This window comes from Halorubrum sp. SS7 (genome assembly GCF_005435055.1).
Taxonomy (GTDB): domain Archaea; phylum Halobacteriota; class Halobacteria; order Halobacteriales; family Haloferacaceae; genus Halorubrum; species Halorubrum salinarum.
This window is the reverse complement of record NZ_SGXV01000014.1, coordinates 1-26,489: the sequence shown is the minus strand read 5'-3', so window position 1 is coordinate 26,489 and position 26,489 is coordinate 1. Positions and strand designations below refer to the sequence as shown.

23 protein-coding genes and 1 tRNA gene are annotated in these 26,489 nt (G+C 70.2%); 14 read left to right on the top strand and 10 right to left on the bottom strand.

The features are described from left to right. The first annotated feature begins 118 nt into the window (after positions 1 to 118). Positions 119 to 274, top strand: a complete 156-nt coding sequence (locus tag EXE44_RS20255) for a hypothetical protein (RefSeq protein WP_158293460.1) — start codon at positions 119 to 121, stop codon at positions 272 to 274. Between the two features lie 84 nt (positions 275 to 358). On the opposite strand, the gene EXE44_RS12600 is transcribed toward EXE44_RS20255, so the two are convergent. Next, a complete protein-coding gene (locus EXE44_RS12600; RefSeq protein WP_137717433.1) occupies positions 359 to 997 on the bottom strand; it encodes a bifunctional 4-hydroxy-2-oxoglutarate aldolase/2-dehydro-3-deoxy-phosphogluconate aldolase in 639 nt (212 codons plus the stop codon). Positions 998 to 1,193: 196 nt separating this feature from the next. On the opposite strand from EXE44_RS12600, the gene dgoD reads away from it, so the two are divergent. From dgoD to kdgK1, 3 genes are all read left to right on the top strand, one after another. After that, entirely contained in the window at positions 1,194 to 2,345 is a 1,152-nt protein-coding gene (gene dgoD, locus EXE44_RS12595; protein WP_137717432.1) for a galactonate dehydratase, read from the top strand. Between the two features lie 40 nt (positions 2,346 to 2,385). Beyond that, on the top strand, positions 2,386 to 3,216 hold the full coding sequence (locus EXE44_RS12590; RefSeq protein WP_137717431.1) for an SDR family NAD(P)-dependent oxidoreductase: 831 nt from the start codon (positions 2,386 to 2,388) through the stop codon (positions 3,214 to 3,216). Positions 3,217 to 3,361: 145 nt separating this feature from the next. After that, a complete protein-coding gene (gene kdgK1, locus EXE44_RS12585; protein WP_137717430.1) occupies positions 3,362 to 4,318 on the top strand; it encodes a bifunctional 2-dehydro-3-deoxygluconokinase/2-dehydro-3-deoxygalactonokinase in 957 nt (318 codons plus the stop codon). 62 nt (positions 4,319 to 4,380) lie between these two features. On the opposite strand, the gene EXE44_RS12580 is transcribed toward kdgK1, so the two are convergent. Then, positions 4,381 to 5,385, bottom strand: a complete 1,005-nt coding sequence (locus tag EXE44_RS12580; RefSeq protein ID WP_137717429.1) for a Gfo/Idh/MocA family protein — start codon at positions 5,383 to 5,385, stop codon at positions 4,381 to 4,383. Positions 5,386 to 5,534: 149 nt separating this feature from the next. On the opposite strand from EXE44_RS12580, the gene EXE44_RS12575 reads away from it, so the two are divergent. Beyond that, positions 5,535 to 5,912 carry a YccF domain-containing protein gene (locus tag EXE44_RS12575; RefSeq protein WP_137717428.1) on the top strand — a complete coding sequence of 126 codons (378 nt, stop codon included), beginning with the start codon at positions 5,535 to 5,537 and terminating at the stop codon, positions 5,910 to 5,912. Between the two features lie 69 nt (positions 5,913 to 5,981). On the opposite strand, the gene EXE44_RS12570 is transcribed toward EXE44_RS12575, so the two are convergent. Continuing rightward, positions 5,982 to 6,776 (bottom strand): winged helix-turn-helix domain-containing protein, encoded by a 795-nt coding sequence (locus tag EXE44_RS12570; RefSeq protein ID WP_137717427.1) that lies wholly within the window; start codon positions 6,774 to 6,776, stop codon positions 5,982 to 5,984. A 210-nt stretch (positions 6,777 to 6,986) separates the two neighbouring features. On the opposite strand from EXE44_RS12570, the gene EXE44_RS12565 reads away from it, so the two are divergent. Beyond that, the gene (locus EXE44_RS12565) at positions 6,987 to 7,931 is read left to right on the top strand and encodes a DMT family transporter (RefSeq protein ID WP_137717426.1); all 945 of its coding nucleotides are present in this window, start codon (positions 6,987 to 6,989) and stop codon (positions 7,929 to 7,931) included. A 151-nt stretch (positions 7,932 to 8,082) separates the two neighbouring features. Here the strand turns inward: EXE44_RS12565 and EXE44_RS12560 are convergent. From EXE44_RS12560 to EXE44_RS12550, 3 genes are all read right to left on the bottom strand, one after another. Beyond that, positions 8,083 to 8,155, bottom strand: a tRNA-Arg gene (locus EXE44_RS12560). Between the two features lie 27 nt (positions 8,156 to 8,182). Next, the gene (locus EXE44_RS12555) at positions 8,183 to 10,768 is read right to left on the bottom strand and encodes an RND family transporter (RefSeq protein ID WP_137717425.1); all 2,586 of its coding nucleotides are present in this window, start codon (positions 10,766 to 10,768) and stop codon (positions 8,183 to 8,185) included. After that, a complete protein-coding gene (locus EXE44_RS12550; RefSeq protein ID WP_137717424.1) occupies positions 10,769 to 12,568 on the bottom strand; it encodes a COG1361 S-layer family protein in 1,800 nt (599 codons plus the stop codon). Positions 12,569 to 12,852: 284 nt separating this feature from the next. On the opposite strand from EXE44_RS12550, the gene EXE44_RS12545 reads away from it, so the two are divergent. The 7 genes from EXE44_RS12545 to EXE44_RS12515 all read left to right on the top strand — a co-directional run bounded on the left by EXE44_RS12545 (position 12,853) and on the right by EXE44_RS12515 (position 20,431). Next, entirely contained in the window at positions 12,853 to 13,659 is an 807-nt protein-coding gene (locus EXE44_RS12545) for a TrmB family transcriptional regulator (protein ID WP_137717423.1), read from the top strand. A 91-nt stretch (positions 13,660 to 13,750) separates the two neighbouring features. Next, the gene (locus tag EXE44_RS12540) at positions 13,751 to 15,481 is read left to right on the top strand and encodes a PAS domain-containing protein (RefSeq protein ID WP_137717422.1); all 1,731 of its coding nucleotides are present in this window, start codon (positions 13,751 to 13,753) and stop codon (positions 15,479 to 15,481) included. A gap of 67 nt (positions 15,482 to 15,548) precedes the next feature. Beyond that, positions 15,549 to 16,049, top strand: coding sequence for a ribosomal protein S18-alanine N-acetyltransferase (gene rimI / locus EXE44_RS12535; RefSeq protein ID WP_137717421.1), 501 nt, complete (start codon positions 15,549 to 15,551; stop codon positions 16,047 to 16,049). A gap of 90 nt (positions 16,050 to 16,139) precedes the next feature. Beyond that, complete coding sequence (pepF, locus tag EXE44_RS12530; protein WP_137717420.1) at positions 16,140 to 17,939, top strand: oligoendopeptidase F; 1,800 nt, start codon at positions 16,140 to 16,142, stop codon at positions 17,937 to 17,939. Between the two features lie 128 nt (positions 17,940 to 18,067). Further along, positions 18,068 to 18,283, top strand: a complete 216-nt coding sequence (locus EXE44_RS12525; protein WP_137707060.1) for a hypothetical protein — start codon at positions 18,068 to 18,070, stop codon at positions 18,281 to 18,283. A gap of 123 nt (positions 18,284 to 18,406) precedes the next feature. After that, on the top strand, positions 18,407 to 18,883 hold the full coding sequence (locus tag EXE44_RS12520) for a hypothetical protein (protein ID WP_137717419.1): 477 nt from the start codon (positions 18,407 to 18,409) through the stop codon (positions 18,881 to 18,883). Positions 18,884 to 19,291: 408 nt separating this feature from the next. After that, positions 19,292 to 20,431 (top strand): aminopeptidase, encoded by a 1,140-nt coding sequence (locus EXE44_RS12515; RefSeq protein ID WP_137717418.1) that lies wholly within the window; start codon positions 19,292 to 19,294, stop codon positions 20,429 to 20,431. A 155-nt stretch (positions 20,432 to 20,586) separates the two neighbouring features. Here EXE44_RS12515 and arsN2 read toward each other — a convergent pair whose 3' ends face one another. Together arsN2 and EXE44_RS12505 are read right to left on the bottom strand one after the other, a co-directional pair. Next, positions 20,587 to 21,030: an arsenic resistance N-acetyltransferase ArsN2 gene (arsN2, locus tag EXE44_RS12510; protein ID WP_137717417.1), complete on the bottom strand. Its 444-nt coding sequence runs from the start codon at positions 21,028 to 21,030 to the stop codon at positions 20,587 to 20,589. Between the two features lie 208 nt (positions 21,031 to 21,238). After that, the gene (locus EXE44_RS12505) at positions 21,239 to 22,543 is read right to left on the bottom strand and encodes an O-acetylhomoserine aminocarboxypropyltransferase/cysteine synthase family protein (RefSeq protein ID WP_137717416.1); all 1,305 of its coding nucleotides are present in this window, start codon (positions 22,541 to 22,543) and stop codon (positions 21,239 to 21,241) included. 159 nt (positions 22,544 to 22,702) lie between these two features. On the opposite strand from EXE44_RS12505, the gene EXE44_RS12500 reads away from it, so the two are divergent. Then, on the top strand, positions 22,703 to 23,914 hold the full coding sequence (locus EXE44_RS12500) for an SPFH domain-containing protein (RefSeq protein ID WP_137717415.1): 1,212 nt from the start codon (positions 22,703 to 22,705) through the stop codon (positions 23,912 to 23,914). Positions 23,915 to 24,060: 146 nt separating this feature from the next. On the opposite strand, the gene EXE44_RS12495 is transcribed toward EXE44_RS12500, so the two are convergent. Both EXE44_RS12495 and EXE44_RS12490 read right to left on the bottom strand, forming a co-directional pair. Next, positions 24,061 to 25,749 carry a ribonucleoside-diphosphate reductase subunit alpha gene (locus tag EXE44_RS12495; protein ID WP_053770370.1) on the bottom strand — a complete coding sequence of 563 codons (1,689 nt, stop codon included), beginning with the start codon at positions 25,747 to 25,749 and terminating at the stop codon, positions 24,061 to 24,063. A 1-nt stretch (position 25,750) separates the two neighbouring features. Further along, positions 25,751 to 26,489: ribonucleotide-diphosphate reductase subunit beta (locus EXE44_RS12490; RefSeq protein ID WP_137717414.1), on the bottom strand; the 739-nt coding region annotated here is incomplete at its 5' end.

The following is a 26,489-nucleotide window of genomic DNA, read 5'->3' as shown; positions in this document are numbered from 1 at the left end:
CGGCCGGGAGGCTCGATCGGAGGACGGCGGAACTTCCGTTTCGGCGGTTCCGTCACGAATTATCACGAATCCGACCCGGAGCAGAAGACATATATTCGTCTTGCCGTACCCGCCGAGCATGAACTGCGACAGATGCGGCGTCGACGCCTCGCTCGCGCACCGGGACGTCGACGGCTTCGCGTACTACCTGTGTGACGCCTGTATCAACGGGTGGGACGCGGTCCGCGGTTCGTCGCCCGAGGCCAGCGACGAGACGCGCTCGACCGCGCAGTAGCGCGCGTCGCTCGCGAGGGCGACGCCGAAGTCGGAGCGTCGGCGCACGGAGCGGTCGCTCCCGACGCGCCGGAAAGCGGAGCGGTCACTCGCGAGCCGCCGCGACGGCCTCGACCACCGCGCGCGCGTTCGACCGGACCGCGTCGAAGTCGCCGGCGGCGATCGCCTCCTCGTCGACGATCGAACTGCCGACACCGACCGCGGCCGCGCCCGCCTCGACGTAGTCGCCGGCGTCGTCCGCGCCGACGCCGCCGGTCGGGACCAGCGGGATCTGACCGAGCGGACCGCCGATTGCCGCGACGTGGTCCGGCCCGCCGGTCTTCGCCGGGAACACCTTCACCAGGTCGGCGCCCGCCTCGAAGGCGTCGAGCGCCTCGGTCGGCGTGTACGCCCCGACCGCGATCGGCGTCCCGTACCGGTTCGCGGTGCGGATCGCGTCGCGGTTCACCGTCGGCGTCACGAGGAACTCGGCGCCGGCGAGCTGCGCCGCGCGCGCGGTCTCCGCGTCGAGGACGGTACCGGCGCCGACGACGGCGTCGTCGACGCGGTCGGCGATCGCCGCGATCGACGCCGTCGCGTCCGGCGTGTCCGCCGTCACCTCCAGCGCCGTCACGCCGGCGTCGACGACCGCGTCCGCGACCCGCACGGCGTCGTCGCGCTCGACGCCGCGGAGGATCGCGATCACGCCGCCGTCCGTGATCCGGTCGAGTCGGTCGGTTCGCATGGTCGGTACCTGCCCGCGGGGGGTCTTAAATCGGCCGTGTGGGGGTCGGGTGCGGACGACCGCACCCGCCCGCTATTTAACGGACGCACGGGGAAGTACGACCGAGGCGACGGACCGGTCCGCGTCGGCCGCCGACGGCGACGGACGACGCCCGAGTCCCGCGGCCGCCGGACCGGTTCGGAGACCCCATCACACCATGCACATCACCGACTACGAGCTGTTCGAAGTGCCGCCCCGCTGGCTGTTCCTGAAGCTCACGACGAGCGACGGGACCGTCGGCTGGGGGGAACCGATCGTGGAGGGGCGGTCCCACACGGTCGTCGCGGCCGTCGAGGAGCTGCTCGACGACTACCTGCTCGGCGAGGACCCGGCGCGGATCGAGGACCACTGGCAGACGATGTACCGCGGCGGCTTCTACCGCGGCGGGCCGGTCCTGATGAGCGCCATCGCCGGCATCGACCAGGCGCTGTGGGACATCAAGGGGAAGCGGTTCGGCGCGCCCGTCCACGAGCTGCTCGGCGGCCGCGCGCGCGACCGGATCCGCGTCTACCAGTGGATCGGCGGCGACCGGCCGGCGGACGTGGGCGAGGCCGCCCGCGAGAAGGTCGACGCCGGCTTCTCCGCGCTGAAGATGAACGCCACCCCGGAGCTGGAGTCGATCGACTCGCCGGCCGCGGTCGACGCCGCGGCCGACCGGATCGCGGCCGTCCGGGAGGCGGTGGGCGACGAGGTCGACATCGGCGTCGACTTCCACGGGCGGGTGGCGAAGCCGATGGCCCGCCGGCTCGCGGGGGCGCTGGAGCCGTACGACCCGATGTTCATCGAGGAGCCGGTGCTGCCCGAGAACAACGACGCGCTGCCGGCGATCCGGGCGTCGACGACGATCCCGATCGCGACCGGCGAGCGGATGTACTCGCGGTGGGACTTCAAGGAGGTGCTGGAGGCGGACGCGGTGGACCTGATCCAGCCGGACGTCTCCCACGCCGGCGGGATCACCGAGCTGAAGAAGATCGCCTCGATGGCCGAGGCGTACGACGTGTCGGTCGCGCCGCACTGCCCGCTCGGCCCGATCGCGCTCGCGTCCTGTATCCAGGTCGACGCCTGCACGCCGAACGCGCTCATTCAGGAGCAGTCGCTCGACATCCACTACAACGAGACGAGCGACGTGTTGGACTACCTCGCAGACCCTTCGGTGTTCGAGTACCAGGACGGGTTCGTCGACATCCCCGGCGGCGACGGGCTGGGGATCGAGATCGACGAGGATCACGTGCGCGAGCAGGCCGAAGAGGCGGTCGACTGGCACAACCCCGTCTGGCGCCACGACGACGGGTCGATCGCGGAGTGGTGATCCCGATGGCGACCGACCCGCGGCGACGGGGGGAGAGCCGATGACCCGGCGACGGGGGTCGCCGACCGAGGGCGCGGTCCCGGGCCGGTTCGCCGGCGAGACCGCGATCGTGACGGGGTCGACCAGGGGCATCGGCGCCGGCATCGCGGAGCGACTGGCCGCCGAGGGGGCGAACGTCGTGGTCAGCGGGCGCTCGGAGGCGGCCGGGGAGGCCGTCGTCGAGCGGATCGCGGCGGAGAGCGCGGAAGGGGACGCGACGTTCGTCCGCGCCGACATGCGCGACCCGGACGACGTGGCCGCGCTGGCGGAGGCGGCCGCGGAGCGCTACGGCTCGGTCGACGTGCTCGTGAACAACGCCGGGGTCCAGACGGAGACGGCCGCCGACGAGGCGACGCTCGACGACTGGGCGTTCGTCGTCGAGACGGACTTCCGGGCGTACTGGCTGGCGGCGCGGGCCGCCCTCGAACACATGGACCGGGGCGCGATCGTGAACGTCTCGTCGAACCACGCGTACGCGACGATGCCCGCGCACTTCCCGTACAACGCCGTCAAGGCGGGCATCAACGGCATGACGCGGTCGCTCGCGGTCGACTTCGGCCCCCGCGTCCGGGTGAACACGGTCGTCCCCGGCTGGGTGGAGGTCGAGCGGACGCGCGACGAGCTGCCCGAGGGCCGGCTGGCGGAGGTCGAGGCGATCCACCCGACCGGCCGGATCGGGACGCCGGCCGACGTCGCCGGGGCCGTCTCCTTCCTCGCGAGCGAGGACGCCGCCTTCGTCACGGGGGCGGCGCTGCTCGTCGACGGCGGCCGCGGCGCGGTGATGCAAGACGACACGCTCCCGGACTACCGAGCGCGAGAGGACGCGGAGTAGGCGGGCGCGGGACGGCGCGGCGGCGGCGCGGAGAGACGCCGGAGTCCCCTGCTCGCCGGTCGACGGCGATCACCCCCTCTTATAATCGGCCGAGAGTAGCACCCAATATGAACCCGTCCGAGACCTGCGCCGCGGGGTGGCGCCGATGACCGACCTCGTCACGTTCGGCGAGACGATGCTCCGGCTGTCGCCGCCGCGGGGCGAGCGGCTGGAGACGACGCGCGAGTTCACCGTCCAGGCCGGCGGGGCGGAGAGCAACGTCGCGGTCGGGGCCGCGCGGCTCGGCGCCGACGCCCGCTGGCTCTCGAAGCTCCCCGACTCGCCGCTCGGCCGGCGGATCGTGACCGAACTGCGGAGCCACGGCGTCCGCCCGGGCGTCGCGTGGGCCGACGCGGACGAGAGCCGCGTGGGGACCTACTACCTCGAGCACGGCGGCGAGCCGCGCGGGACGAACGTGATCTACGACCGCGCCGACGCGGCGATCACGACCGTCGAGCCCGACGAGCTCCCGACCGACGCGGTGGCGGCGGCGGACTGGTTCCACACCACGGGGATCACGCCCGCGCTCTCCGAGGCGACCGCCGAGACGACGGCCGCGCTGTTACGGACCGCCGGCGAGGCGGGGACGACCCGCTCGTTCGACCTGAACTACCGGGCGAAGCTCTGGGACCCGGAGACTGCGCGGGCGGCCTACGAGGACCTGTTCGAACACGTCGACACGCTGTTCGTCCCGCGGCGGGACGCCCGGGAGGTGCTCGACCGCGAGGGCGGCGCCGTCGAAATAGCCCACGGGCTCGCCACGGAATTCGGCTTCGACACGGTGGTCGTCACCCGCGGGCTGGAGGGAGCGGTCGCGCTCCACGACGGATCGGTGTACGAACAGGACGTGTACGAGGCGGAGACGTTCGACGCGATCGGCACCGGCGACGCGTTCGTCGCCGGCTTCGTCGCCGAGCGGCTGCGCGGCGGCGACCTCCCCGCGGCGCTCCGGTGGGGGTCGGCGACCGCGGCGCTGAAACGCACCACCGACGGCGACCTCGCGGTGACGACCCGAGAAGAAGTCCGCGACGTCATCGACGGCGAGGGCGGGATCGACCGGTGAGTCGCGCGGCGGCGCGCGTGCCACAGTAACGGGACCCGAAGGCTGCGATCCGGTTCCCGCGGTCAGAGGTCGACCGGGCCGCCGTCGGCGGCGCTCTCGGCGAGCGCGTCGATGACCCTCATGTTCGCAATCGCCTCCTCGCCGTCGGTCAGGGGGGCGCTCCCGTCGGCGACGCGCTCGGCGAAGTGCTCGACCTGGAGCCGGTACTGGTCGACGGCGGGGAACGTCTCGACCCCGTGTCGGCCGTCGATATCGTACGTCAGCTCCACCGGCTCGTCGGTCGGCGCGTCGAACGCGCGCTCGACTTCGACCCAGCCGTTCGTCGCGTCGACGCGGTACCGCTGGACGAGCTGGGTGTCGAACCCGGACGCGACCCGCGCCGAGCGGCCGTCGTCGTACGAGAGCACGCCCGCGAGCTCCGTGTCGACCCCGGCGCCGCGGGTGTCGCCGGCGTGGGCGTAGGCGCGGTCGGGCTCGCCGAGGACCGTCCGGGCGAGCGAGACGGGGTAACAGCCAACGTCCATCAGCGACCCGCCCGCGAGGTCGGGGTCGAGCCGCACGTCGTTCGGGCGGTCGTACAGCGGGAAGCGGAAGGTCGCCGTCACCGTGCGCACGTCGTCGAGTTCGTCCGCCGCGAGCGCGACGGCGCGCTCGGTGCGGGGGTGATAGCGGTACATGAACGCCTCCATCAGCGTGACGCCCCGCTCGTCGCAGTGGGCGACGGCGTCGCGCGCCTCGTCGGCGTCGGCGGCGAGCGGCTTCTCGCAGAGGACGTGGAGGCCGGCGTCGGCGGCGCGTTTCGTCCACTCGGCGTGGGCCCCGTTCGGGAGCGGGACGTACACGGCATCGAGCGCGTCGTCGTCGAGCAGGGCCTCGTAGGAGCCGTAGCTGCGGGGGATTCCGTTCTCGGCCGCGAACCGCTCCGCGCGGGCGGCGTCGCGGGACGCCACCGCGCCGACGGTGTGATCGCTGGCGGCGATAGCCGGGATGACCGCTTTGCGGGCGATCCCAGCGGTGCCGAGGACGCCGAATTCGAGGCTCGTCGAGCCGGCCGGTGAATCGGACATGGCCGGGGCGACGCGCCCGCCGGGCAAGTCGGTTGGGGTCGGCGAGCGCGACGGCGGCCGGGACGGCGACCGCCGCCGACGACCGTGTGGGAGTGTCGACGCTTCCGTGCGACGACACGGGTTTCCCCCCTGAGCGGCTACCCAAGGCAATGGCACAACGGTCCCTGCTCGTTCGCGCGCTGTGGTTCGTCGTCGTCGGCTGGTGGGCGACGCCGGTCGTCGTCAACGTCGCGTGGCTGCTCAACGTCACGGTCGTCCTCCTCCCGGTCGGTATCAAGCTGATCAACCTCGTGCCGACGGCCCTCACGCTCGCGGAGCCGCGGTCGCTCTCGGAGCCCGACTCGGCCCGCGGCCAGCGGTCGCTCGTCGTGCGGGCGGGCTACTTCGTCCTCGTCGGCTGGTGGCTGAGCCTGCTGTGGGCGAACGTCGCCTCGGCGCTCGCGGTCACGGTCGTGGGGGTGCCGGTCGCGGTGTGGATGCTCAACCGGCTGCCGTACGTCACGTCGCTGTACCGGTTTCACGGGTGAGGCCGGCGGCTCTCACCCGGCCCCGACGGTCAAGATGCCCCTTCCGCCGCGGACCGGGGCGCCGACGGGTCACGCTTCGAACGTCGCCGGATCGAACGGCGTCGCGTCCGCCCAGTACGCCGAAAACGTCTCTCCGGCCCAGTCGCGGACGGCCGGGTCGTCGGTGTGGATCGCCGCGCGGAGGATCCCGCCCTCGTCGCGGACGAGCAGGTAGACGGTGCCGTCGGCGACGGTGACCGAGAGCGGCACCTCCCCGTCGGCGACGCGGATCTCGGCGTCGTCGTGGTCGGCGAGCGCGCGCACCTGCGTCCACAGCCGGTCGTCGGCCGCGAGCGCCGCGAGCGCGCTCGGCGAGAGCACGGCCTCGAACGCCTGCCGCCCCGCGGCGACGCGGTCGTGCGCCGTCGAGAGGCTCTGCTCGTTCAGCGTGTGCGAGACCGCGCGCAGCGTCGACGCGCCCTCCATGCCGTCGAGGACGCGCTGAAGCGGCGCGCTCGGTCGCGTCCGGCTCGGCACCGTCACCGTCGCGTCGGCGAGCCGCCGGAGGTCGAAGCCGAACTCGGCCGTGGGCAGGTACGCGACCACGTCGCGGAGCTTGCCCTCCGTCTCCAAGACGGCGACGAGGTCGTCGATCCCGTCCGCCACCAGCTCGCCGGTGGCGGTCGCGACGTGTCTGCCGCCCTCACGCGTGACCCACGAGCGCTCGGCGAAGTCCTCGAGGATGCGGCCGAGCGTCGCCTGTGACGCCCCGGTCGCGGCCGCGAGTTCGCCCCGCGTGTGCGGCCGGGTCGCCAGCAGCCGCAGGACCTCGACGCGGTTGGTCGAGCGCGCGAGGAACTCGATCGCTTCGAGCGGCGCCTCCATAACGCGGTACAGTGCCCTCGCGGATAAACCGGCTTCGCTCCCCGCGGGGATTTCACGGGATGAAACGCTGTCGTAGTGGGCGGGCGTTTCGCGCTGCCGAAGGTTTTCTGAATTTCGTTATATGTCCGGGCGACGTTCGCCGAAGTGTGACCGATATTCCCGCTGCGATTGGCCGTTCGTCCGGCGACGAGACCGAGGTGTTACGGTAACGTGTTCACCCGACGGTCCGCCGCGCTGTTCGCCGTCTCGGCGCTGCTGTTCGGCGGGACGTTCGTCGCGGCCAAGACCGGCCTCGCGCACCTGCCGCCGCTGTTCTTCGTCGCCGTGCGGTTCGACATCGGCGCCGTCGTCCTCGCCGCGTTCGCGGCGACGCGCCTCTCGTGGGCGGACCTCCGCCCGCGGACCGCCGGCGACGTCGCCGGGATCCTCGCGACCGGCGTGCTGGTGATCGGACTGACGAACGCGCTGCTGTTCGTCGGGCAACAGTACGTGACGAGCGGGGTCGCGGCCGTCGTCTTCAGCCTGAACCCGATCCTCACCCCGGTGTTCGCCGGGATGCTGCTCGCGGACGCGCGGCTCACCGCCCGCGGCGTCGTCGGGATGGGGCTGGGACTGCTCGGGGTCGTTCTGGTGGCGAACCCCTCGCCGTCGGCGCTGCTCGGCGGCGGGATGGGCGTCCCGCTCCTCTTCGCGGCCGCGGTGACGAGCGCGTTCGGTGCGGTGGCGATCCGCCGCGCCGAGGCGACGCTGTCGAGCACCGCCCGCACCGTCTGGGGGGTCCCGCTGGCCGCCGTCCTCTCGCACGCCCTCAGCGTCGGCGCCGGCGAGTCCGTGGCCTCGCTCGCGGTGCCGCCCGTCGCGGTCGCCGCGCTGCTGTACGTCGGCGTCTGTTCGGGCGCCGTCGCGTACCTCGCCTACTTCGCGCTGATCGACGAGACCGACGCGACGCGGGCGAACCTGCTGTTCTACTTCGTCCCGGTCGTCTCGGCCGTGGGCGGGTGGGCGCTGCTCGGGGAGACCCTCTCGGCGCTGTCCGTCGTCGGGTTCGGCGTGATATTCGTCGGCTTCCTGCTCGTTAGCGGGCGCGCCGTGCGCCCGTCCCGGATCGTTCGCTCGGTCGCCCCGGAACGGTTCGTCGGCGACCGGTCGGCCTGAGCGGCCCGTTGGCGATCGCGTCGGCGGAGCGATGCTGCCCCGGAGTTACACCAACGCGACCTCGGCGGCGGCAGCGAGACGCCCGTTACTGGGGTTCGACAGATACACGCCTGACCGCCGTCGTGTCAATCCGTCTTGTCAGAAAACGTAACGGGCGCGACGGGATTTGAACCCGCGGCATCTTGGTCCGGAACCAAGTGCTCTGTCCGCTGAGCTACGCGCCCTCACGAGCCGGTACCCGCGGCGAGCGTTTAACGCTTCTGACTCGGATCCTCGGCGGGCGGCCGCGGGTCGGTCTGCCACTCGAAGGCGTCGTCGTCCGTGCCGCCGTCGGTCCGGGCCCGGTCGGTCGCGTCGCCCTCGGCGTCGGCGTCGATAGCGCCCGCGGCGCCGAGGAAGCGCCCGACGAACAGGAGTTCGGGGCGGCGCTCGACGACGGCGACCCAGACGACGAGCGCCGGGGGCAACACGATCAGCGACGCCAGGTACGCGAGCGTGATGCTGGCGGCCGTGAGCAGCCCGAACTGACCGAGGATCGGGGTGATAGCGAGGACGAGCACGCCCGTGCCGAGGGCGGTCGTCGCCCACGTGCCGGTGAGCGCGCCGCCCGTCCCGCGGAGCGTGGTGACCACCGCGGCGTCGACGTCGCCGCCCGCGGCGTACTCGTCGTGGAACCGGTGGGCGACGTGGACGGTGTAGTCCACCCCGAGCCCGATGGTGATCGCGAGGATCGTCGCGGTGATCGCGTTGAACGGGATGCCGCCGAGCCGCATCGTGGCGGTGAGCGTCGCGACCGCGACCGTCACCGGGACGAGCGTGACGAGCCCCAGCGTCGGGCTGCCGAGCAGCAGCCAGAACAGGATGACGAGGAACACCGCGGAGAGCCCGAGTGCGGCCGCCAGCGAGACGATCGCGGATTCGAAGATCGTGTCGGCGACCGCCTGGAACACGACGATCTGCCCGGTCGCGGTCGCGTCGCCGCGGTAGCGGTCGGCGACGCGGCGGGCGTCAGCGGTGATCTCGGCGTCGCTGGCGTCGGATTCGACGGCGTAGACGATCCGGGCCGAGCGGCCGTCGTCCGCGAGGTACTCGCCGGTGAAGTCGTCGTACGGCGAGTTCCGCAGCTCGGCGTAGATCCGGTCGAGGTTCCGGTTCGGGCGGCCGTCGTCGAGCGCGGAGTTCTCGACCAGCCGCTCGAACTCGGGGTCCTCCGCGGCGTACGCGTCGATCGCGCTCTGGACGCTCTCGGCGCTGGCGCGGCCGTCGACCGTGACGAACGTGTCGGGCGGGTCGCGCTCTGCGCGCGCGAGGCTGCGGAGGGCGCTGTCGCTGGTCATCCGCCGCTCCACGTAGATGGTGACGGTGTCGTCCTCGCTCGTGGCGAAGTTGTCGGAGAGGAAGTTGATCGTCTCCGTCGCGGTGTACTCGCCGGGCTGGAGCGGGCCGGGGAAGTAGTCGACGTACGCCGGCTCCTCGCTCGGCGGCAGGAAGTCGTCCTGCTCGAAGGTGGTGTCGACGCCCGCGCCGTAGCCCGCGGCGCCCGCGGTGACGAGCAGGACGGCGACGAGGAAGACGGCGGGCGCGGGCCGCGAGATGGCGGACAGCTTGGGGAGGAACCGCCCGAGCGCGGACTCCTCGGAGCCGAGGGGGCGCGAACCGAACTCGGGCAGCGAGCGCTCGGCGCGCCAGCGGTCGAGCATCAGCTTGGCGGCCGGGAGGAAGCCGACGAAGATGACGAGGGTGAAACAGATGCCGAGCCCGGCGACGACGCCGAACTCCCGGAGCGGGGGCAACGAGCTGGTGAGGTTCGCGAGGAAGCCGATGATCGTCGTGCCGGCGATGATCGAGTACGCCACCACGAGCTGGCCCAAGGCGCCGCGCATCGCCGTCTCGGGCGGCGCGCCCGCAGCACGGTCCTCGCGGTAGCGGTTCACCGTGTGGATCCCGAAGTCGATCCCGATCGCGAGGAGGAGGACCGGCACCGCGATCAGCACCTCGGAGAAGGCGATGCCCGCGTAGCCGGTGAAGCCGAACGTCCACACGACCGTCATCAGGAGCGCGATCCCGCCGAGCACGAAGTCGAAGGGGTCGCGGTAGGCGTACGCCAGGAGCCCGAGGATCACGGCCAGCGCCGCGGGCACGACGATCGACAGCGAGTCGAAGATGACGCGCTGGAACTCGTCGTCGACGATCCCGCCGCCGAACGCGGTGATGTCGCCGGGGGCCTCCTCGGCGACCGTGCGGGCCTCCTGCTGGATCGCCTGCGTGTCGGCCGAGGCCGGGAACGAGTGGGAGACGACGCCGAGCGACGCGGAGGCCGTCCCGGACTCGCGGTTGAAGTCGTCGGACAGCAGCGTCGCGAAGCCGGGATCCTCCGCGGCGGCGTCGACCGCGTCGTCGATCTCGCCGTCGCTGGCCCGTTCGATCGCGTCGCGGGCCGCCGCGGGCGTGTCGGCGTCCTCGTCCAACTCGGCCGCCACGTCCATCGCGGGCGCGGAGAAGTCGGTCACCCGCAACCCGTCGCGCTCGTCGAGCCGCTCGGCGGTCGCCAGCATGTCGAGCAGGCCGCGGCGGTCGAGCACGTTCGCGTCGCGCTGGATCAGCTGCGTCGTCGGGTCGTCACCCCCGAACGCGGGCTCGAACCGCTCGTTCACGCGGTCAAGGGCGTCGGCCTCCTCGATCCCGTCGGTGAACTGGTCGCTGCCCGCGCTCGCCTCCAGCAGCGCCATGCCGGGCGCGAACAGGGCGGTGACGACGAGACAGGCGATCACGACCCGGCGCGGCCGCTCGACGACCCGGTCGGTGATCGCGCCGAACAGCCGACTGACGGGGTCCATCTATCGAGAGCGGAGCCGGCTGCGGAGCCGAGCGATCGCCGCGCTCACCCGACCGCGCTGCCAGACGACCGCGCCGCCGACCGCGACGGCGCCGAGCAGGGCGACGATCCCCAGCGGCGAGGAGAGCGCCCCGCTGTCGTCGGTGTCGGTCACCTCGACCGGGAGCCGGTAGGTGTCCGAGAGCTGCTCGTCGCCGTCGGCGTCGTCGTACCGGAAGTCGACCGCGGCCGCGTACGTCTTCGGCGTCGCGCCGCCGTCGACCGCCACCTCGAAGGTGATCGTGGTCTGCTCGCCCGGGTCGAGGTCGGTGACGAACGCCTCGTCGTCCGACGAGGAGAGCGGCGAGTCGACGAACAGCTTCGCCTGGACGTTGGAGATCGGCTCCGGGCCGGTGTTGCGGACGACCGCGCGGTACTGGACCGTCGACCCCGGCGTCACCGCCGCCGGCTCGGTCGCGTTCGCCGCGGGCGACACCGCGAAGACGTCCGCCTCGGGCGCGACGTCGACGACCACGTCGAGCGAGTCGGAGACGATGACGTCGCCCGCCGACCCCGTCGAGACGAGCGAGACGCTCCCGTCGTCGGTCCGGCTGGCGCTCACGCCCTCGTCGGTGGGGATCCCGCGGTAGCGGACCGCCACGTTGACCGTCCGCGGCCCGGGGTTGGCGTCGGTGCGGAGGCCGGCGTCGAACGTCGCGGTCGCGGTCTCGCCGACCGCGAGGTCGCCGATCGTGTCCCGCGTCGAGCGCGGGACGATGTTCTGGTCCGTCTGGACCGTGTCCTGGCCGACGCCGTCGGGCGCGGGCGCCTCGTTGCTGAACACGACGACCGCGTTCTCGACGTCCCGGGGCCCGCGGTTGCGCACCTCGACGGTGAAGGAGCCGTCCTCGCCGACGCGCAGCGTGCTGTTCAGGCCGCGCGCGGTGAACGCCTGCCGCGAGAGCGGCGTCACGCCGGTCCGGACCGTCCGCGCGGCGGCGTTCGCGCGCTCGGCGTCGCGGTAGTCGACCTCGAACTCCAGCGTCGACGCGCGCGCGGTCGCCTGGCCGGCGGCGGCGAACCGATAAGCGAACGTGCGGTTCTCGCCCGGCGCCCACGCGCCGACGTACGTCTCGGTCGTGCCCGCGTCGGTGGCGAATGACAGGTCGGGGTCGACCGGGTTCGCGGCGACGCTCGCCTCGTAGGCCGTCTCGTTCCGGACGTTCCGCATCGTCACCTCGACGATGCCGTCGTCGCCGGCCTGGACGACGCCGTCGACGTCGACGACCGCGAACTGCGCGCGGTCGGTGATCTCCACGGACACGTACACCGTCTCGGTCACGATCTCCTCGTCGCGGACGGTGGAGCCGTCGTCCACCTCGGCGCTCTCGACGTTCCGGTACTCCAGCCGGATCGGGACCTGATAGACGCCCGGCTCGGCGTCCGCGTCGGGGACGACGGTGAACTCGATCGGTCCCGTGACGCCGCGCGCGACGTCGCCGACCGTCTGCTCGCCGGTCCGCACGTCGAAGGGGACCTCGCGGTTCGTCGCGTCGCCCGTGAGGATCCGGGCCGTGGTCTCGTGGGCGGTCACCACCTCGCTCTCGAGGTTGTCGGCGCCCTGCGCGTCGATGTCGCCGCGGTTGTTCAGGCTCACCTGGAGCGTCGACTCCTCGCCGGGGACGAAGGCCGTCTCCGGCGCGAACGCCTCGATGTCGGGGTCGCCGCGCACCGTGTCGTTCGCCTGCTGCGCGACCACCGTCCCCGTCGCGAGAAGCGACGCGACGAGCACGAGGACGGCCGCCGTCCGAATTCGACTCATGTTGGTTGCGAACTGGTACGGGGCTGCGACGTAATACCCTTCGGGAACCTGTGACAACAACGTATCTGTTTCCGTAGATAATTCGCCGTGACGGACGGCGGAACGAATCGTTCCGAAACCGCCGCGAAGCCGTTTACAGCTCCGTCAAAGCGATTCATCGAGCAACGACCGACCGAGTTCATCGGGCGGTCTTCGAAACAGTCGACCGTTGTGCGTCCGTTCTTTTATATATCGGCGCGAGAGGGAACGCCGACGCTTTGTAGCGGGACCGCCACGGTGAACGCATGGAGTCGCTCCGAGACCTCGGCCTGTCGAGCTACGAGGACCGGGCGTACCGCGCGCTGCTGACGCTCGGCACCGGCACCGCCGCGGCCGCCGCCGAGGAGAGCGGCGTGCCGAAGGGGCGCATCTACGACGCGCTCGGCGGGCTGGAGTCGCGGGGGCTCGTCCGCGTCCAGACCGACCGCGAGCCGAAGCGGTACGCGCCCGTCGAGCCCGCGGTCGCCGTCGACCGCCTCGTCGAGGCGAAGCGGCGGGAGCTGCGACAGCGGATCGAGACGTACGAGTCCGGCAAGTCGGAGCTGATCGACCGGCTGGCCGACGCCGAGGCGACCGACGACGAGTTCTGGACCGCGGCGGTCGGCGCCGACGACTCGCTCGACCTCCTCTTCGAGCGGATCGACGCCGCCGAGGAGTCGATCGTCGTCGTCGCCACCGACGTCTCGGCGCAGTTCGACGTCGACCGCGAGGGGCCGGAGCTGCTCGACCGGCTCCTCGCGTCGATCCGGAGCGGCGTCGACGTGTCCGTGCTGCTCTCGCCGAGCGTGTTCGACGACGCCCGCGCCGCCGTCGACGAGGACCGCGCGACGCTGACGATCGCGCAGGGGCCCTTCGAGCTGCGGATCACGCAGGACGCGTACGGGAACTTCTACCTCATCGACGGCGAGGAGGTGTGCCTGGAGGTCGCCGACCCGCTCGCGCCCGACCGGCTGTTCGGCATGCTCGACCTGCGCGACCGCGGGTTCGCCGCCCGCGTACGCGAGGGCTTCGAGGCCGCGTGGGCCGAGGGCACCGTCGTCGACGAGGTGTGAGGGCCGGGGCGACGGTATCCAATTATCAGTTCTGATTTCGAGGGCGCGCGGTTTTATCACCTCGTAGTCGTACCATTTGGTAGAACTGACTGTGACCCTCCGGCCATCCGACACGTCGACGCCGGGCCGCGGCGCCGACGAGGGCGACGCCCCCGACGCCAAGGACCGATCCGCCGTCGACGCCCCGCCCGCCGGCGGGGAGCGGGCGACCCCGTCGGACGACAGCGGCGACGGTGGCCGATCGACACCGCCCTCAGCCGACGCCGACGAGGCGTCGGCCGGCGTCGACGCGACGCCCGCCGAGCGCCGGTCTCGGCTCGCCGAGGCGGACCGCTTCCTGCTCGCCGTGGCCGTCGACGGCGAAGTGCTGTTCGCGGGGCCGTCGGCGCCGGACGTCGTCGGTGTGAGCCGGGGCGCGCTCGTGGGCAGCGACCTCCTCGACCGCGTCCACCCGAGCGACCGCGAGCCGGTCGCCGACGCGCTGTCCGCGGTCGCGACGAGCCGGACGGTCACCCACCGCATCCGCCGCGCGAGCGGCGGGTACGCGTGGGTCGAGTCCGTCGTCGACGAGGAGCTCGCCCCGCAGTTCGGCGGGCGGATCGTCACGGTCCGGCGCGTCGACGTCGACCGCACCTTCCCGGAGCGCTATCGCGCCTTCTTAGAGTACGGCAGCGACCTCGTCACCGTGGTCGACGAGGACGGCCTCGTCGTCTACGAGAGCCCCTCCGTCGCGGAGGTGCTCGGCTACGAGCAGGGGTCGACCGTCGGGCGCTCCCCCCTCGGCTACGTCCACCCGGACGACCGCGAACGCGTGACCGAGCGGTTCTACCGCGCGCTCAACGAGCCGGACACGTCCCCGACGCTGGAGTACCGCTACCGAACCGCCGACGGCGACTGGGTCTGGCTGGAGTCGCGGACCCGCTCGCTCCCGGCCGACAGCCCCGTCGGCGAGCTGCTCATCAACTCCCGGGACGTGAGCACGCGGAAGGCGCGCGAGCGGCGGCTCGCCGACCGCAACGAGCGGCTCGACCGCTTCGCGAGCATCGTCTCGCACGACCTGCGGAACCCGCTGTCGGTGATCCGGGGGTCGATCGAGATGGCGCGGCTGCGCGGCGAGGCGGAGCCCCTCGAGCGCGGCGAGCGCGCCGTCGACCGGATCGACCAGCTCGTCTCGGAGCTGCTCACCCTCGCGCGGCAGGGGACCGGGATGGACGAGCCGATGGAGTTCGCGCTCGCCAGCGTCGCCCGCGACGCCTGGGAGACCGCCGCCGAGGGCGAGGACGACGCGGACCTCGTCGTCGCCCGCGACGCGCGGGTGTACGGCGATCGCGGCCGGGTGCGCCAGGCGCTGGAGAACCTGTTCCGAAACGCGACGGAACACGGGAAGCCGGACGCCTCGGAGGCGGGAGCGTCCGAGTCGAGCGACGACGCGACCGACTCCGGCGGCGACGCGCCCGACTCCCGGGACGACGCGACCGCGTCTGCCGACAACGACGCGGACGGCGATCTCACCGTCCTCGTCACCGCCACCGACGAGGGGTTCCTCGTCGCCGACGACGGGACCGGGATCGACCCCGACGACCGGGACTCCGTGTTCGACTCCGGGTACACGACGCGAGCGGACGGGACGGGCTACGGGCTCGACATCGTCCGCGAGGTGGTCGAGTCGCACGGGTGGCGCGTCGAGCTGCGGACGACCGCGGACGGCCCCGTGGACCTCGCCGACGGTCGCCGGCTCCGGCCGCCGGACGGCGCCTGCTTCGAGGTGCGTGCGCCCGGTCCCGCCGACGCCGACCCGGACGAACCCTGGATCGACGCGTGAGCGGGGCGGCGCGCCGCCGCCCCGGTCGACCCGGCGCGTTTATTCCCCGCGGGCCGCAAGCTGACCCGTGAGCGCCGCCGACGTCACGATCCGAGGGGCCGAGTCCGCCGACCTCCTCGCGGTGGTCCGGATCGAGCGGGCCTGCTTCTCGGACCCGTGGCCGCACGACGCCTTCGAGCGACTGCTGGACGAGCCGGCGTTCCTCGTGGCGGAGCGGGCGGGCGCGGTCGTCGGGTTCGTCGTCGCCGACCGGACGCCGAACCACGGCCGCGACATCGGCCACGTAAAGGACCTGGCCGTCGACCCCGACGCCCGCGGCGAGGGGATCGGCCGGACCCTCCTCCGGTCGGCGCTGGCCCGCCTCCGCGCGACCGGCGTGGCCGTCGTCCGGCTCGAAGTGCGCGAGGGGAACGACCCGGCGCGGTCGCTGTACGCCGACGAGGGGTTCGAGCCGATCCGCCGGGTCGGCGGCTACTACCGCGACGGCGAGGACGCGCTCGTCCTGGTCGTCGACCTCGCGGCGTGGGCCGGGGGCGAGGACGGCGGCGGGCGGGGCGAGTCGCGTTGACACGCCACGGGTGGCGCCGGTTCACACGCATATCGGTCCGCCGCGCGGGGTTTGACAAGGCTTAGTGTGCGGGAGGCCGACCCGAACGGTATGAGTTCGGTTCCCGAGCGGTCCGAGATCGACACCGAGTACAAGTGGGACCTCGACGGCATCTACGCCGACGACGAGGCGTGGGAGTCGGCCTACGAGACGGTCGCCGACCGGGTCGACGAGCTGGCCGCCTACGAGGGGCGGGCGGTCGAGGACGCCGCCACCCTCCTCGAACTGCTCGAACTGCGCGAGGAGATATTCCGCGAGCTCCAGCAGGTGATGACCTACGCCCGCCTGCGCAGCGCCGAGGACACGCGGAACCAGGAGTACCAGGCGATGTCCGCGCGGGCGTCGTCGCTCGGCTCCGAGGCGTCGAGCGCGGTCTCGTACCTCGAACCGGAGATCCAGTCGCTCACGGAGGCCGACGTCGAGGCGTTCGTCGACGACGAGCCCGCCCTCGCCGAGTACGAGCACTACCTCGACGACGTGCTGCGAAAGAAGCCGCACACGCGGTCGAGCGAGGTCGAGGAGGTGCTGGCGGACCTCTCGGAGGTCACCGACGCGCCGAGCGAGATCTACTCGATGCTGACGAACGCCGACATGACCTACGGCGTCGTCGAGGACCCCGACGGCGAGGAGGTGGAGATCACGCAGGCGAACTTCACCAAGCTCCAGACGAACCCGGACCGCGAGTTCCGCGAGCGCGTCCACGAGACGTTCTACGACGAGTGGGCCGACGTGCGCAACACGGTCGGCACCTCCTTAGAGAAGGCCGTCCGCGAGCACGTCACGAGCGCCGAGATCCGCGACTACGACTCCGCGCGGGCCGCCGCGCTCGACGACTCGAACGTCCCGGTCGAGGTGTACGACACCCTCGTCGACACCGTCGACGACAACCTCGACGTGCTCCACCGCCACGCGGCGCTGAAGGAGGCGGCGCTCGGCGTCGACCAGCTCCAGAGCCACGACCTCTACATGTCGCTGACGGGCGACCAGGGGCCGGACGTGGAGTACGAGCAGGCCCGCGAGTGGGTGATCGAGGCGGTCGCGCCGCTCGGCGACGCCTACCAGGAGCGGCTGGCCGAAGGGCTCGACTCGCGGTGGGTGGACGTGTACGAGAACCGCGGGAAGCGCTCGGGCGCGTTCTCCTCGGGCACGTACGACACCCAGCCGTACATCATGATGAACTACCAGGACGACATCGCGTCGATGTACACCCTGGCCCACGAGCTCGGCCACTCGATGCACTCGGAGCTGGCGGGCGACGCCCAGCCGTGGCACGACGCGAGCTACGAGATCTTCGTCGCGGAGATCGCCTCCACGGTCAACGAGACGCTGCTCACCCACCACCTGCTCGACACCGTGGAGGACGACGAGCTCCGCACCCACGTCCTCGACGAGTATCTCGAGCGCTTCCGCTCCACCCTCTTCCGGCAGACGATGTTCGCGACGTTCGAACAGCGGATCCACGAGCGCGTCGAGGCCGGCGACGCGCTCACCCCCGACGCGTTCGACGAGATGTACGGCGACCTGAAGGCCGACTACTACGCGCCCGCCGAGCTCACGGGCGGCATCGAGCGCGAGTGGCAGCGCATCCCCCACTTCTACTACGACTTCTACGTCTACCAGTACGCGACCGGCATCTCCGCCGCGGCCGCCATCGTCGAGCGCGTCCTCGACGAGGGCGAGTCCGCGGCCGCCGACTACCGCGAGATGCTGAAGGCCGGTGGCTCGAAGTACCCGCTGGAGGTCGTCGAGCTCGCCGGCATCGACATGGCCTCTCCCGACCCGATCGAGTCCGCCGTCGGCGTCTACGACGACTACCTCGACGAGATCGCGGCGCTGCTCGACTTGGAGTAATCCGGTCGGCGCGGTCCCTCCCGAGTCGCGGCCCCTCGGGGTGACGACGCGCGACGGCGCGGACGGGGCGGTTCCGGGCGGAGGGCTGTCGCAGACAGCTATTTCTCGTTATCACGCGTACACGTAGCATGTCTACGAAGACCGTGCTTCAGGCGTTCACCGCGGGGATGCTCATGCTGGGGTGCCTCGGAATCGCCGCGTCGTACGCGCCCGCAGTCCCGTTCTTCTGGGCAGGCGAAGAGGCGCTGTTCGTCGGCGCCGGCCTCCTGTCGATCGGGGTGGTGATGTTCGCCGACCTGCGACGCCGGAACTGGGGCGAGGACCCGGCGACGGAGAGCGTCTGAGCGGCCGAACCCGGAGCGTCTGGCGAGTCCGTAACGTCGCCGCACGGCGGTCGACGGTCCAGCCACGTCGCCGGGCGCACCGCATAAAGCATATGCCGCGCTCGCCCGAATCCGTCCGGCGCGATGGACCGCCGACTCCTCGCCGTCCCGGGCGCCCTCCTCTTGCTCGCCGCCGCCGCGGACGTGAGCGTCGTCGGCTGGGAGGCGACGTTTCGGGCGGGCGCGGGGCTCGACCAGCACGCGACCGTGAACGCCGCCGAGCTCCCCGCGCGCTGCGCCGACGCCGCGGTCGCCCTCGCCGACGGGCGCAACGTCTCGATCCGGGGGTATCGGGTCGCGCCCGGATCGGTCGACCTCCTCGTCGAACGCACCTCGACCGCCGGGGAGTGGGCGCTCGGTGACGCCAACTGCGCCGACCGGCTCGCCGGGACCGACGACCTGCGCGTCGACGGGGAGTCGTACAGGGTCCTCGGAAGCTACTCGCGGGAGCGGCTGGACCGGACCCCGCTCTTCGGACTGGCGAGGCTCGGCGGCGGGCTCGGCGGCGTCGCGCTGCTCGCGGTCGGGCTCTTTGAGGCCATTCACGGGGAGCGCGAGTGACGGCCTCGCCGTCTCCTCCACGAGCCATTTAAATAGCGCGGTGGCGCGTGCCGGCGAGCGGCCGCCGAAGGCGGTCGCGAGTCGCACGCGCGAGGGAGTCGCTGGCGCCGTCGGCGCCAGCGACGAGGCTGGGGAGGCACGAGGTGCTGTGCGGGGCGGGGTGGGACTCAAAGGGGCAGTCGTGAGGGGGTCGCAGGCGACGTAAGGACCGCAGGGAGTGAGCGGAGCGAACGACTGAGGACCGCAGCGAGCGTGCGCCGCCCTCGCGGCTGGGGCTTTGGCGGTGTTTTTCGCAGGTCCGACAGAACAAGTGGTCGACGCGTCGGCGAGGGATGTCGCGCCCTCGATTACGTGTGATTGATCACCGTCCCGGCACCGATTTACCGCTCCTCCACGACACACCGCGTAATGGACGAACGCGTACGCGAGCACGCCGAGGTGCTCGTCGACTGGAGCGCGCGGGTCGAGGCCGGCGACGACGTCGTCGTGAGCGTGGCGGAGGACGCCCACGAGCTGGGCGTCGCGGTCGCCGCGGCGCTCGGCGAGCGCGGGGCGAACGTCACGACGCTGTACGGGTCGAGCGAGGTCTCGCGCGCCTACCTCAAGGGCGTCGAGGCCGGGACCGACGGCGACGTCGAGGCCGACGACTTCGATTCGGACCCCGCCGTCGACCGCGCGATCTTCGAGGCCGCCGACGCCTACCTCCGGATCGGGGGCGGGCGAAACACCACCGCGTCGGCGGACGTCGCTCGACCGACCCGGCAGTCGTACGCGACGGCGCGCAAGGGCGTCCGCGAGGCGCGGATGGACACCGACTGGGTGTCGACGGTCCACCCCACTCGCTCCCTCGCCCAGCAGGCGGGGATGGCCTACGAGGAGTACTGCGACTTCGTGTACGACGCCGTCCTCCGCGACTGGGAGTCGCTCGCCGAGGAGATGGCGCAGATGAAAGACGTGCTCGACGCGGGCGAGGAGGTCCGGATCGTCACCGAGCGCGACGACGCGCCCGACACCGACGTGCGGATGTCGATCGCGGGCCGCACCGCGGTCAACTCCGCGGCCTCCGTCGCGTACGACTCCCACAACCTCCCCTCTGGTGAGGTGTTCACCGCCCCGTACGACACCGAGGGCGAGGTCTTCTTCGACGTGCCGATGACCATCGACGCGACGCGCGTCCGGAACGTTCGCCTCGCGTTCGAGGGCGGTGAGGTCGTCGACTTCTCGGCCGAGTCGGGCGAAGAGGCGCTCGCGGACATCCTCGACACCGACGCGGGCGCCCGCCGGTTGGGCGAACTCGGTATCGGGATGAACCGCGGCATCGACCGCTTCACCGACTCGATCCTCTTCGATGAAAAGATGGGCGACACCGTCCACCTCGCGGTCGGCCGGGCCTACGACGCCTGTCTTCCGGAGGGCGAATCGGGCAACGACAGCGCGGTCCACGTCGACATGATCACCGACGTGAGCGCCGACTCGCGCATGGAGGTCGACGGCGAGGTCGTCCAGCGGAACGGGACGTTCCGGTGGGAGGACGGGTTCGAGGAGTAGGTCGGAAGGACGATAGCTCGGTGAGACTCCGTCGCCCCTGTTGAGATCCGCAACTGCTGATTTGTTCCTCGCGGCGGGCTGAATGTAGAGTGCGAGTCGGTCAAGACGCCTCTCTTGAATCGCTCAGCACAGAGGGCTAGAGAACAAATCTGGTGCTACAGAGTTTTCTTCATACAGGTGGCTGTTGAAGGGCAAAGGTCGTCGAATTCTGTAGTTTGCTGAATAGCTCTTGGAGCTACACTTCGATCTATTTCTACGTATCCTAGCTCGGTAAAGAAACCAGGAGCGTTCGTCGTCAACAGGTACAGCGTGTCAACGTCGGCAGATTGCGCTTCCGTTTCCGCAGCCGCACAGAGCGCTGTTCCGTATCCCTGGCCTCGCACAGCTTCTTCGACGACGACCGACCGTAGAAGACCGTCAGTGTCATAAATTTCGATACCTGCGGCGCCGATTCGTTCGTCTCCATCGTAACCGATGTAGAAGCAGTCGGGTTTCGACCGTACGTCCTGAGACGGCAAACCGTTCGCTTCAAGTTTAGTTTCGATATAAGAGAGAGTGGCCTCGTCCGCTCGTCGGAGCTTGAGGGGTGCTCCATTCATACTTCGGAGGAGTATCCGAAGCATCTAATAGCTTCATCAGGTGTGGTCCTGTTCAATACGCAAGCGCAATCTATCGGCTGATTCGTCGTTTAGACCGAGGAAACAACGCAGTCCTGTGCTGATTAGATCCGCTGTATCTCGCACGGCGTTTGTACCAGTTCCCGAGGATTTCAACGGACTCAGACCGCCGGAAACGGGCCGCGCGTGACTACGCCGTCGCCGCCTCGATGGCGGCCTCTAAGTCGGCGACGATGTCCGCGGGGTCCTCGATGCCGACCGAGAGGCGAACCATGTCGTCGGTGACGCCCGCGGCCTCCTTCTCTTCGTCCGTCAGCTGCTGGTGCGTGGTCGACGCCGGGTGGATGACGAGCGTCTTCGCGTCGCCGACGTTCGCGACCAGCGAGGCGAGGTCCGCCTCCTCGACGGTCGCCCGCGCCGCCTCGTAGCCGGCCTCCAGCCCGAAGGTGAGCATGCCGCCGTACCCCCCGTCGAGGTACTCCGTCGCCTCCTCGTGGGTCTCGTGGTCCTCCAGGCCGGGGTAGTTCACCCACGCGACCTCGTCGTGGTCCGCGAGGTACTCGGCGACGATCCCGGCGTTCTCGCAGTGGCGGTCCATCCGCAGCGGGAGCGACTCCGTCTGCTGGAGCGTGTTCCAGGCGTCGAACGGCGACTGCTGGTCGCCCAGGTCGCGGAGCCCGCGGGTGATCGCGGCGAAGGTGAACGCGGCGTCGCCGAACCGCTCGGCGAAGTTGATCCCGTGGTACGCGGGGTTGTCCTGTGCGATCTCCGGGTACTTCTCGGCGTGCTCGGCCCACGGGAACGAGCCGCCGTCGACGACGACCCCGCCGACCGTGGTGCCGTTGCCGGTGAGCCACTTCGTCGTCGACTCCCAGACGAGGTCCGCGCCGTGTTCGAGCGGCCGGCAGAGGTACGGCGTCGCGAACGTGTTGTCGACGAACAGCGGGGCGCCGTGCTCGTGCGCGATGTCCGCGATCCGCTGGATGTCCGGCGTGACGAGGGCGGGGTTGCCGATCGTTTCGAGGTGGACGTAGGCGGTGTCCTCGTCGATGGCCTCGGCGTAGCCCTCGTAGTCGAGGGGGTCGACGAACCGCGTCGAGACGCCGCGGCGCTCGACCGAGTGGGTGAGGTAGGTGTACGTGCCGCCGTACAGCGCCGACGAGGAGACGATGTTGTCGCCCGCCGAGGCGAGCAGGAACGTCGTCACGTCGAGCGCCGCCATGCCCGAGGCGGTCGCGACCGCGCCGACGCCGCCCTCCAGCGAGGCGATCCGCTCTTCGAGGGCGGCGTTGGTCGGGTTCATCAGCCGGGAGTAGACGTTGCCGGCCTCTTCGAGCGCGAAGAGGTCCGCCGCGTGGTCGGCATCGTCGAACTGGTAGGCGGTCGTCTGGTAGATGGGCGTCGAGCGGGCCCCGGTCGTCGGGTCCGGGTCCTCGCCGGCGTGGACGCTTCGCGTGCTGAATCGGGGGCCGTCTGTCTCCTCGTCGGATGGCATACCCCTCGGTTCGACCGCCGACCAGTTAAACCCGGCCGGCCCGTGCCGACCTTTCCGGTATCTCGGAGTCCGGCGCCGCGGGAGAGAATCGACGGGCGCGACGCGGATCGGGCGCGGACTCGTGCGAACCGTTAACAGCGTCCGGCCGTAACTTCGGGTATGGGAACACAAGGTCCGCGCGGCGAGTCCGCCGAGCTGGAGGATCTGCTGGCGGAGGTCCCGGACGGGGTCTGGCAGTACCTCGCGCTCGGCGTCGCCCTCCTCGTCGGGGTCGCCCTCCTCGGGCAGAGCCTCGTCTTCGGCGTCGCGGCGCTCGCGGTGCTGCTGGCGGCCGTCACGGTCGTCAGCGCCGTCGAGATCGTCGACGCCTACGACAAGGAGGCGCTCACCGTCTTCGGCGAGTACCGGAAGCTGCTCGAACCGGGCGTTCACGTCATCCCGCCGTTCGTCTCGCGGACGTACGCCTTCGACATGCGGACGCAGACGATCGACGTGCCGAGCCAGTCGGCGATCACGCGGGACAACTCCCCCGTGACCGCCGACGCGGTCGTCTACATCAAGGTGATGGACGCCAAGAAGGCGTTTCTGGAGGTCGATAACTACAAGAACGCCGTCTCGAACCTCGCGCAGACCACCCTGCGCGCGGTCATCGGCGACATGGAGCTCGACGACACGCTCTCGCAGCGGGAGCTGATCAACGACCGGATCAACGAGGAGCTCGACGAGCCCACGGACGAGTGGGGGATCCGCGTCGAGGCCGTCGAGGTCCGCGAGGTGAGTCCGTCACAGGAGGTCCAGCGCGCGATGGAGCAACAGACCGGCGCGGAGCGCCGCCGTCGCGCGATGATCCTCGAAGCGCAGGGAGAACGCCGCTCCGCCGTCGAGCAGGCCGAGGGCGACAAGCAGTCCAACATCATCCGCGCGCAGGGCGAAAAGCAGTCCCAGATCCTCGAAGCGCAGGGGGACGCCATTTCGACCGTGCTGCGGGCGCGGTCCGCCGAGTCGATGGGCGAGCGCGCCATCATCGAGCGCGGCATGGAGACCCTCGAAGAGATCGGCAAGGGCGAGTCCACCACGTTCGTCCTCCCGCAGGAGCTGACGAGTCTGGTCGGCCGCTACGGCAAGGCCCTCTCCGGCTCCGACGTCCAGGAGATGGAGGGCCTCGAGAGCAAGGAGTTCGACGCGGAGACGGAGCAGATGCTCGGGTTAGAGGACATCGAGTCCGCGTTAGAGGAGCTCGACAGCTACTCCGACGAGAACCTCTCGGCGAGCCGCGACGGCGAGGGGATCCCGGACGGCGAGGTGGAGGAGTTCGAGGTCGACGAGGCCGACATCGACCTCGAAACGGAGAGCGAGCGGCCGAGCGATTAGGCCGGGAGCGGGGTCGCGGCCGCGCGACGGGGCGCGTTCTCAGGCCGCCGGCGTTCTCGGGGTCGACAGCCCGGAGCAGCCCGACGGCGACCTGGATTCGAAGACGGAGGGACCGGGGTAACGGGCAGGCCGACTACGAGGAGCGATCAGCTCTCACAGGCCCGACACTCGAGAATGTCTCGACTGAACTTCTGTGCGGCGTTCACGCTGTGCTGATAGTAGAGGCTCTTGACGCCCTTCTTCCACGCTTCGATGTAGAGCTGATTGATCTCTTTCACGCTCACTTCGCTCGGGTCGATCGAGACGTTCACGCTCTGTGCTTGGTCGATGTGTTTCTGCCGCTGTGCCGCCTGATTGATGATCGCCATCTGCGGGATCTCGGCGAAGGTCTTGAACACCTCTTTCTCTCGGTCGGTCAGGCAGTCGAGGTGCTGGACGCTCCCGTCCTTGTTCGCGATGCTGTCCCAGACCTCGCGGGTGTCTTCGCCCCGCTCCGCCAGTATCGCCTGAAGGAACCTGTTCTTTTGCGTCGACTTCAGCTTCGCACCGTCCCGCACGAAGTAGTTCGACTTCAGCGGCTCGATGCTCGGACTGACCTGCCCCAGAATGACGCTGCTCGACTTCGTCGGAGCCACGCTCATCGTCGTCGTGTTCCGCCTGCCGTACCCTTCGAGCACCTCCGGCTCCCCGAACTCGTCGGCGAGCGCTTCGCTCGCCTCGTAGCTCCGCTCTCTGATGGTCCGGAATATCTCCTCGTTCTTCTCCATCGCCTCCATGCTGTCGAAGGGGATCATGTTGCGCTGGAGGTAGCTGTGCCACCCGAGGACGCCGATCCCTATCGCTCTGTGTCGCTTCGCGAACCGCACGGCCCGCTCCATGAACCGGACGCCCTCCGTGCGCTGGATGAACTCCTCCATCACCGCGTCCAGGAACCGGGTCAGCGTCTCCACCGCATCGGTGTCCTTCCATTCGTCGTAGTGGAGCGCGTTCATGCTCGAGAGACAGCAGACGAAGCTCTCGTCCGCGGTGGCCGGCAGCGCTATCTCGGTACAGAGGTTGGACGCGTTTATCTGGTAGTCCTTGTCCTTGTAGACCTGCGGCTTCCCCTCGTTCATGTTCCCCCGGAAGATGATGTACGGAACGCCGACGTTGATCCGGGTCTCGATGATGTCCGCCCAGGTCTCTCGCTTCTCTTCGTCGCCGTCGATCATCGCCTGGAACCAGTCGTCACCGACGATGACGCCGTAGTAGATGTCCTGTACCGGGTCCCCCTCGGTTTTGATGTTGAGCCATTCCTCCAAGTCGTCGTGTTCGACGTCGATGTAGCCGGCAAACTGCCCGCGCCGGGTTTCGCCCTGGCTGATGACGTTGATGATCGTGTCGAACAGCTCCGTGAAGCTGTAACTCCCGTTGCTCTTGCCGTTGTTCGTTATCGGACTGCCCCGCGGCCGCAGCTCGCCGAAGTACCCGCTCGTGCCGCCGCCCTGCTTCGTCATCTCACCCACCTCGGCCTGGGTGTAGAGGATGCTCTCGATGTTGTCTTCCATGTAGCTGCCGAAGCAGCTGATGGGAAGCCCCCTGTCCAGTCCGAAGTTGGCCCATATCGGGCTGGCGAGGCTGTAGAAGCCGCGGCTCATGTACTCGTAGAACCGGTCCGCGAACCCATCCTCACCGAGGATCTCTTCGGCGCGCTCGGCGATCTGTCTGACCCGCTCTTCCGCTTCGACGCCCTCGATCAGGTACCCCTCTCTGAGGAACTCCCTGCTGTCCTCGTTCAACCAGTAGAACGGTTCCGTGTACTGTTCCGAAACGCCGTCGAGTGCTGTTTGTGCCATTTTAGAACATGTCCTCCGCGGTAACGCTCTGCGTGTGCTTGTTGTACGTGGTCGACCGCTTGCTGAAGAAGTCGTTATCCTTCGTCATCATGATGTCCTCGTCGAACCAGCGCGTCTCTTCGAGCAGGTCGTCGTCCGGCTCGAATATCGGGTCCACGCCGACGTTTTCCAGGCTCCGATTGAACCGGTCTCGCAGGAACGCGTCGACGTGGGGGCGGGGGAGGAACTCCAGTTCCCCGTCCTCGAATATCCAGTCCAGGATCTCCGTCTCCGCCTCGTAGGCCTGCCGGCAGGCCGCTTGGACCTCGTCCTCGAAATCGTCGTCGAAGAGGTCCGGATTCTCCGCTCTGATCGTCTCTACCAGTTCGACCCCGAACAGCCCGTGAATCTGCTCCTCCTTGCTGGTCGCTTCGACGGCGTTCGCTATCCCCGTGAACTTCTTTTCGTGCTTGTCGAAGCTCGTCATGATGAGGAACTGGCTGAACAGCGATACGTGCTCGACGAACGCGCTGAACAGCAGGATGCTCATCACGTACTCCCGTTCGTCGTCGCTCTCGCTTCTGTCCAGGTACTCGTCGAGGTACTCGATCCGCTTTTTCATCGCCGGCTCCTCCGTCACCTGCTCGAAGTCGTCCGTGATTCCCAAGACGTCGAGGAGGTGACTGTAGGCGTCCATGTGGCGCACCTCGCTTTCCGCGAAGGTCATGCCCACGTTCCCGACCTCGGCTTTGGGCATCTCC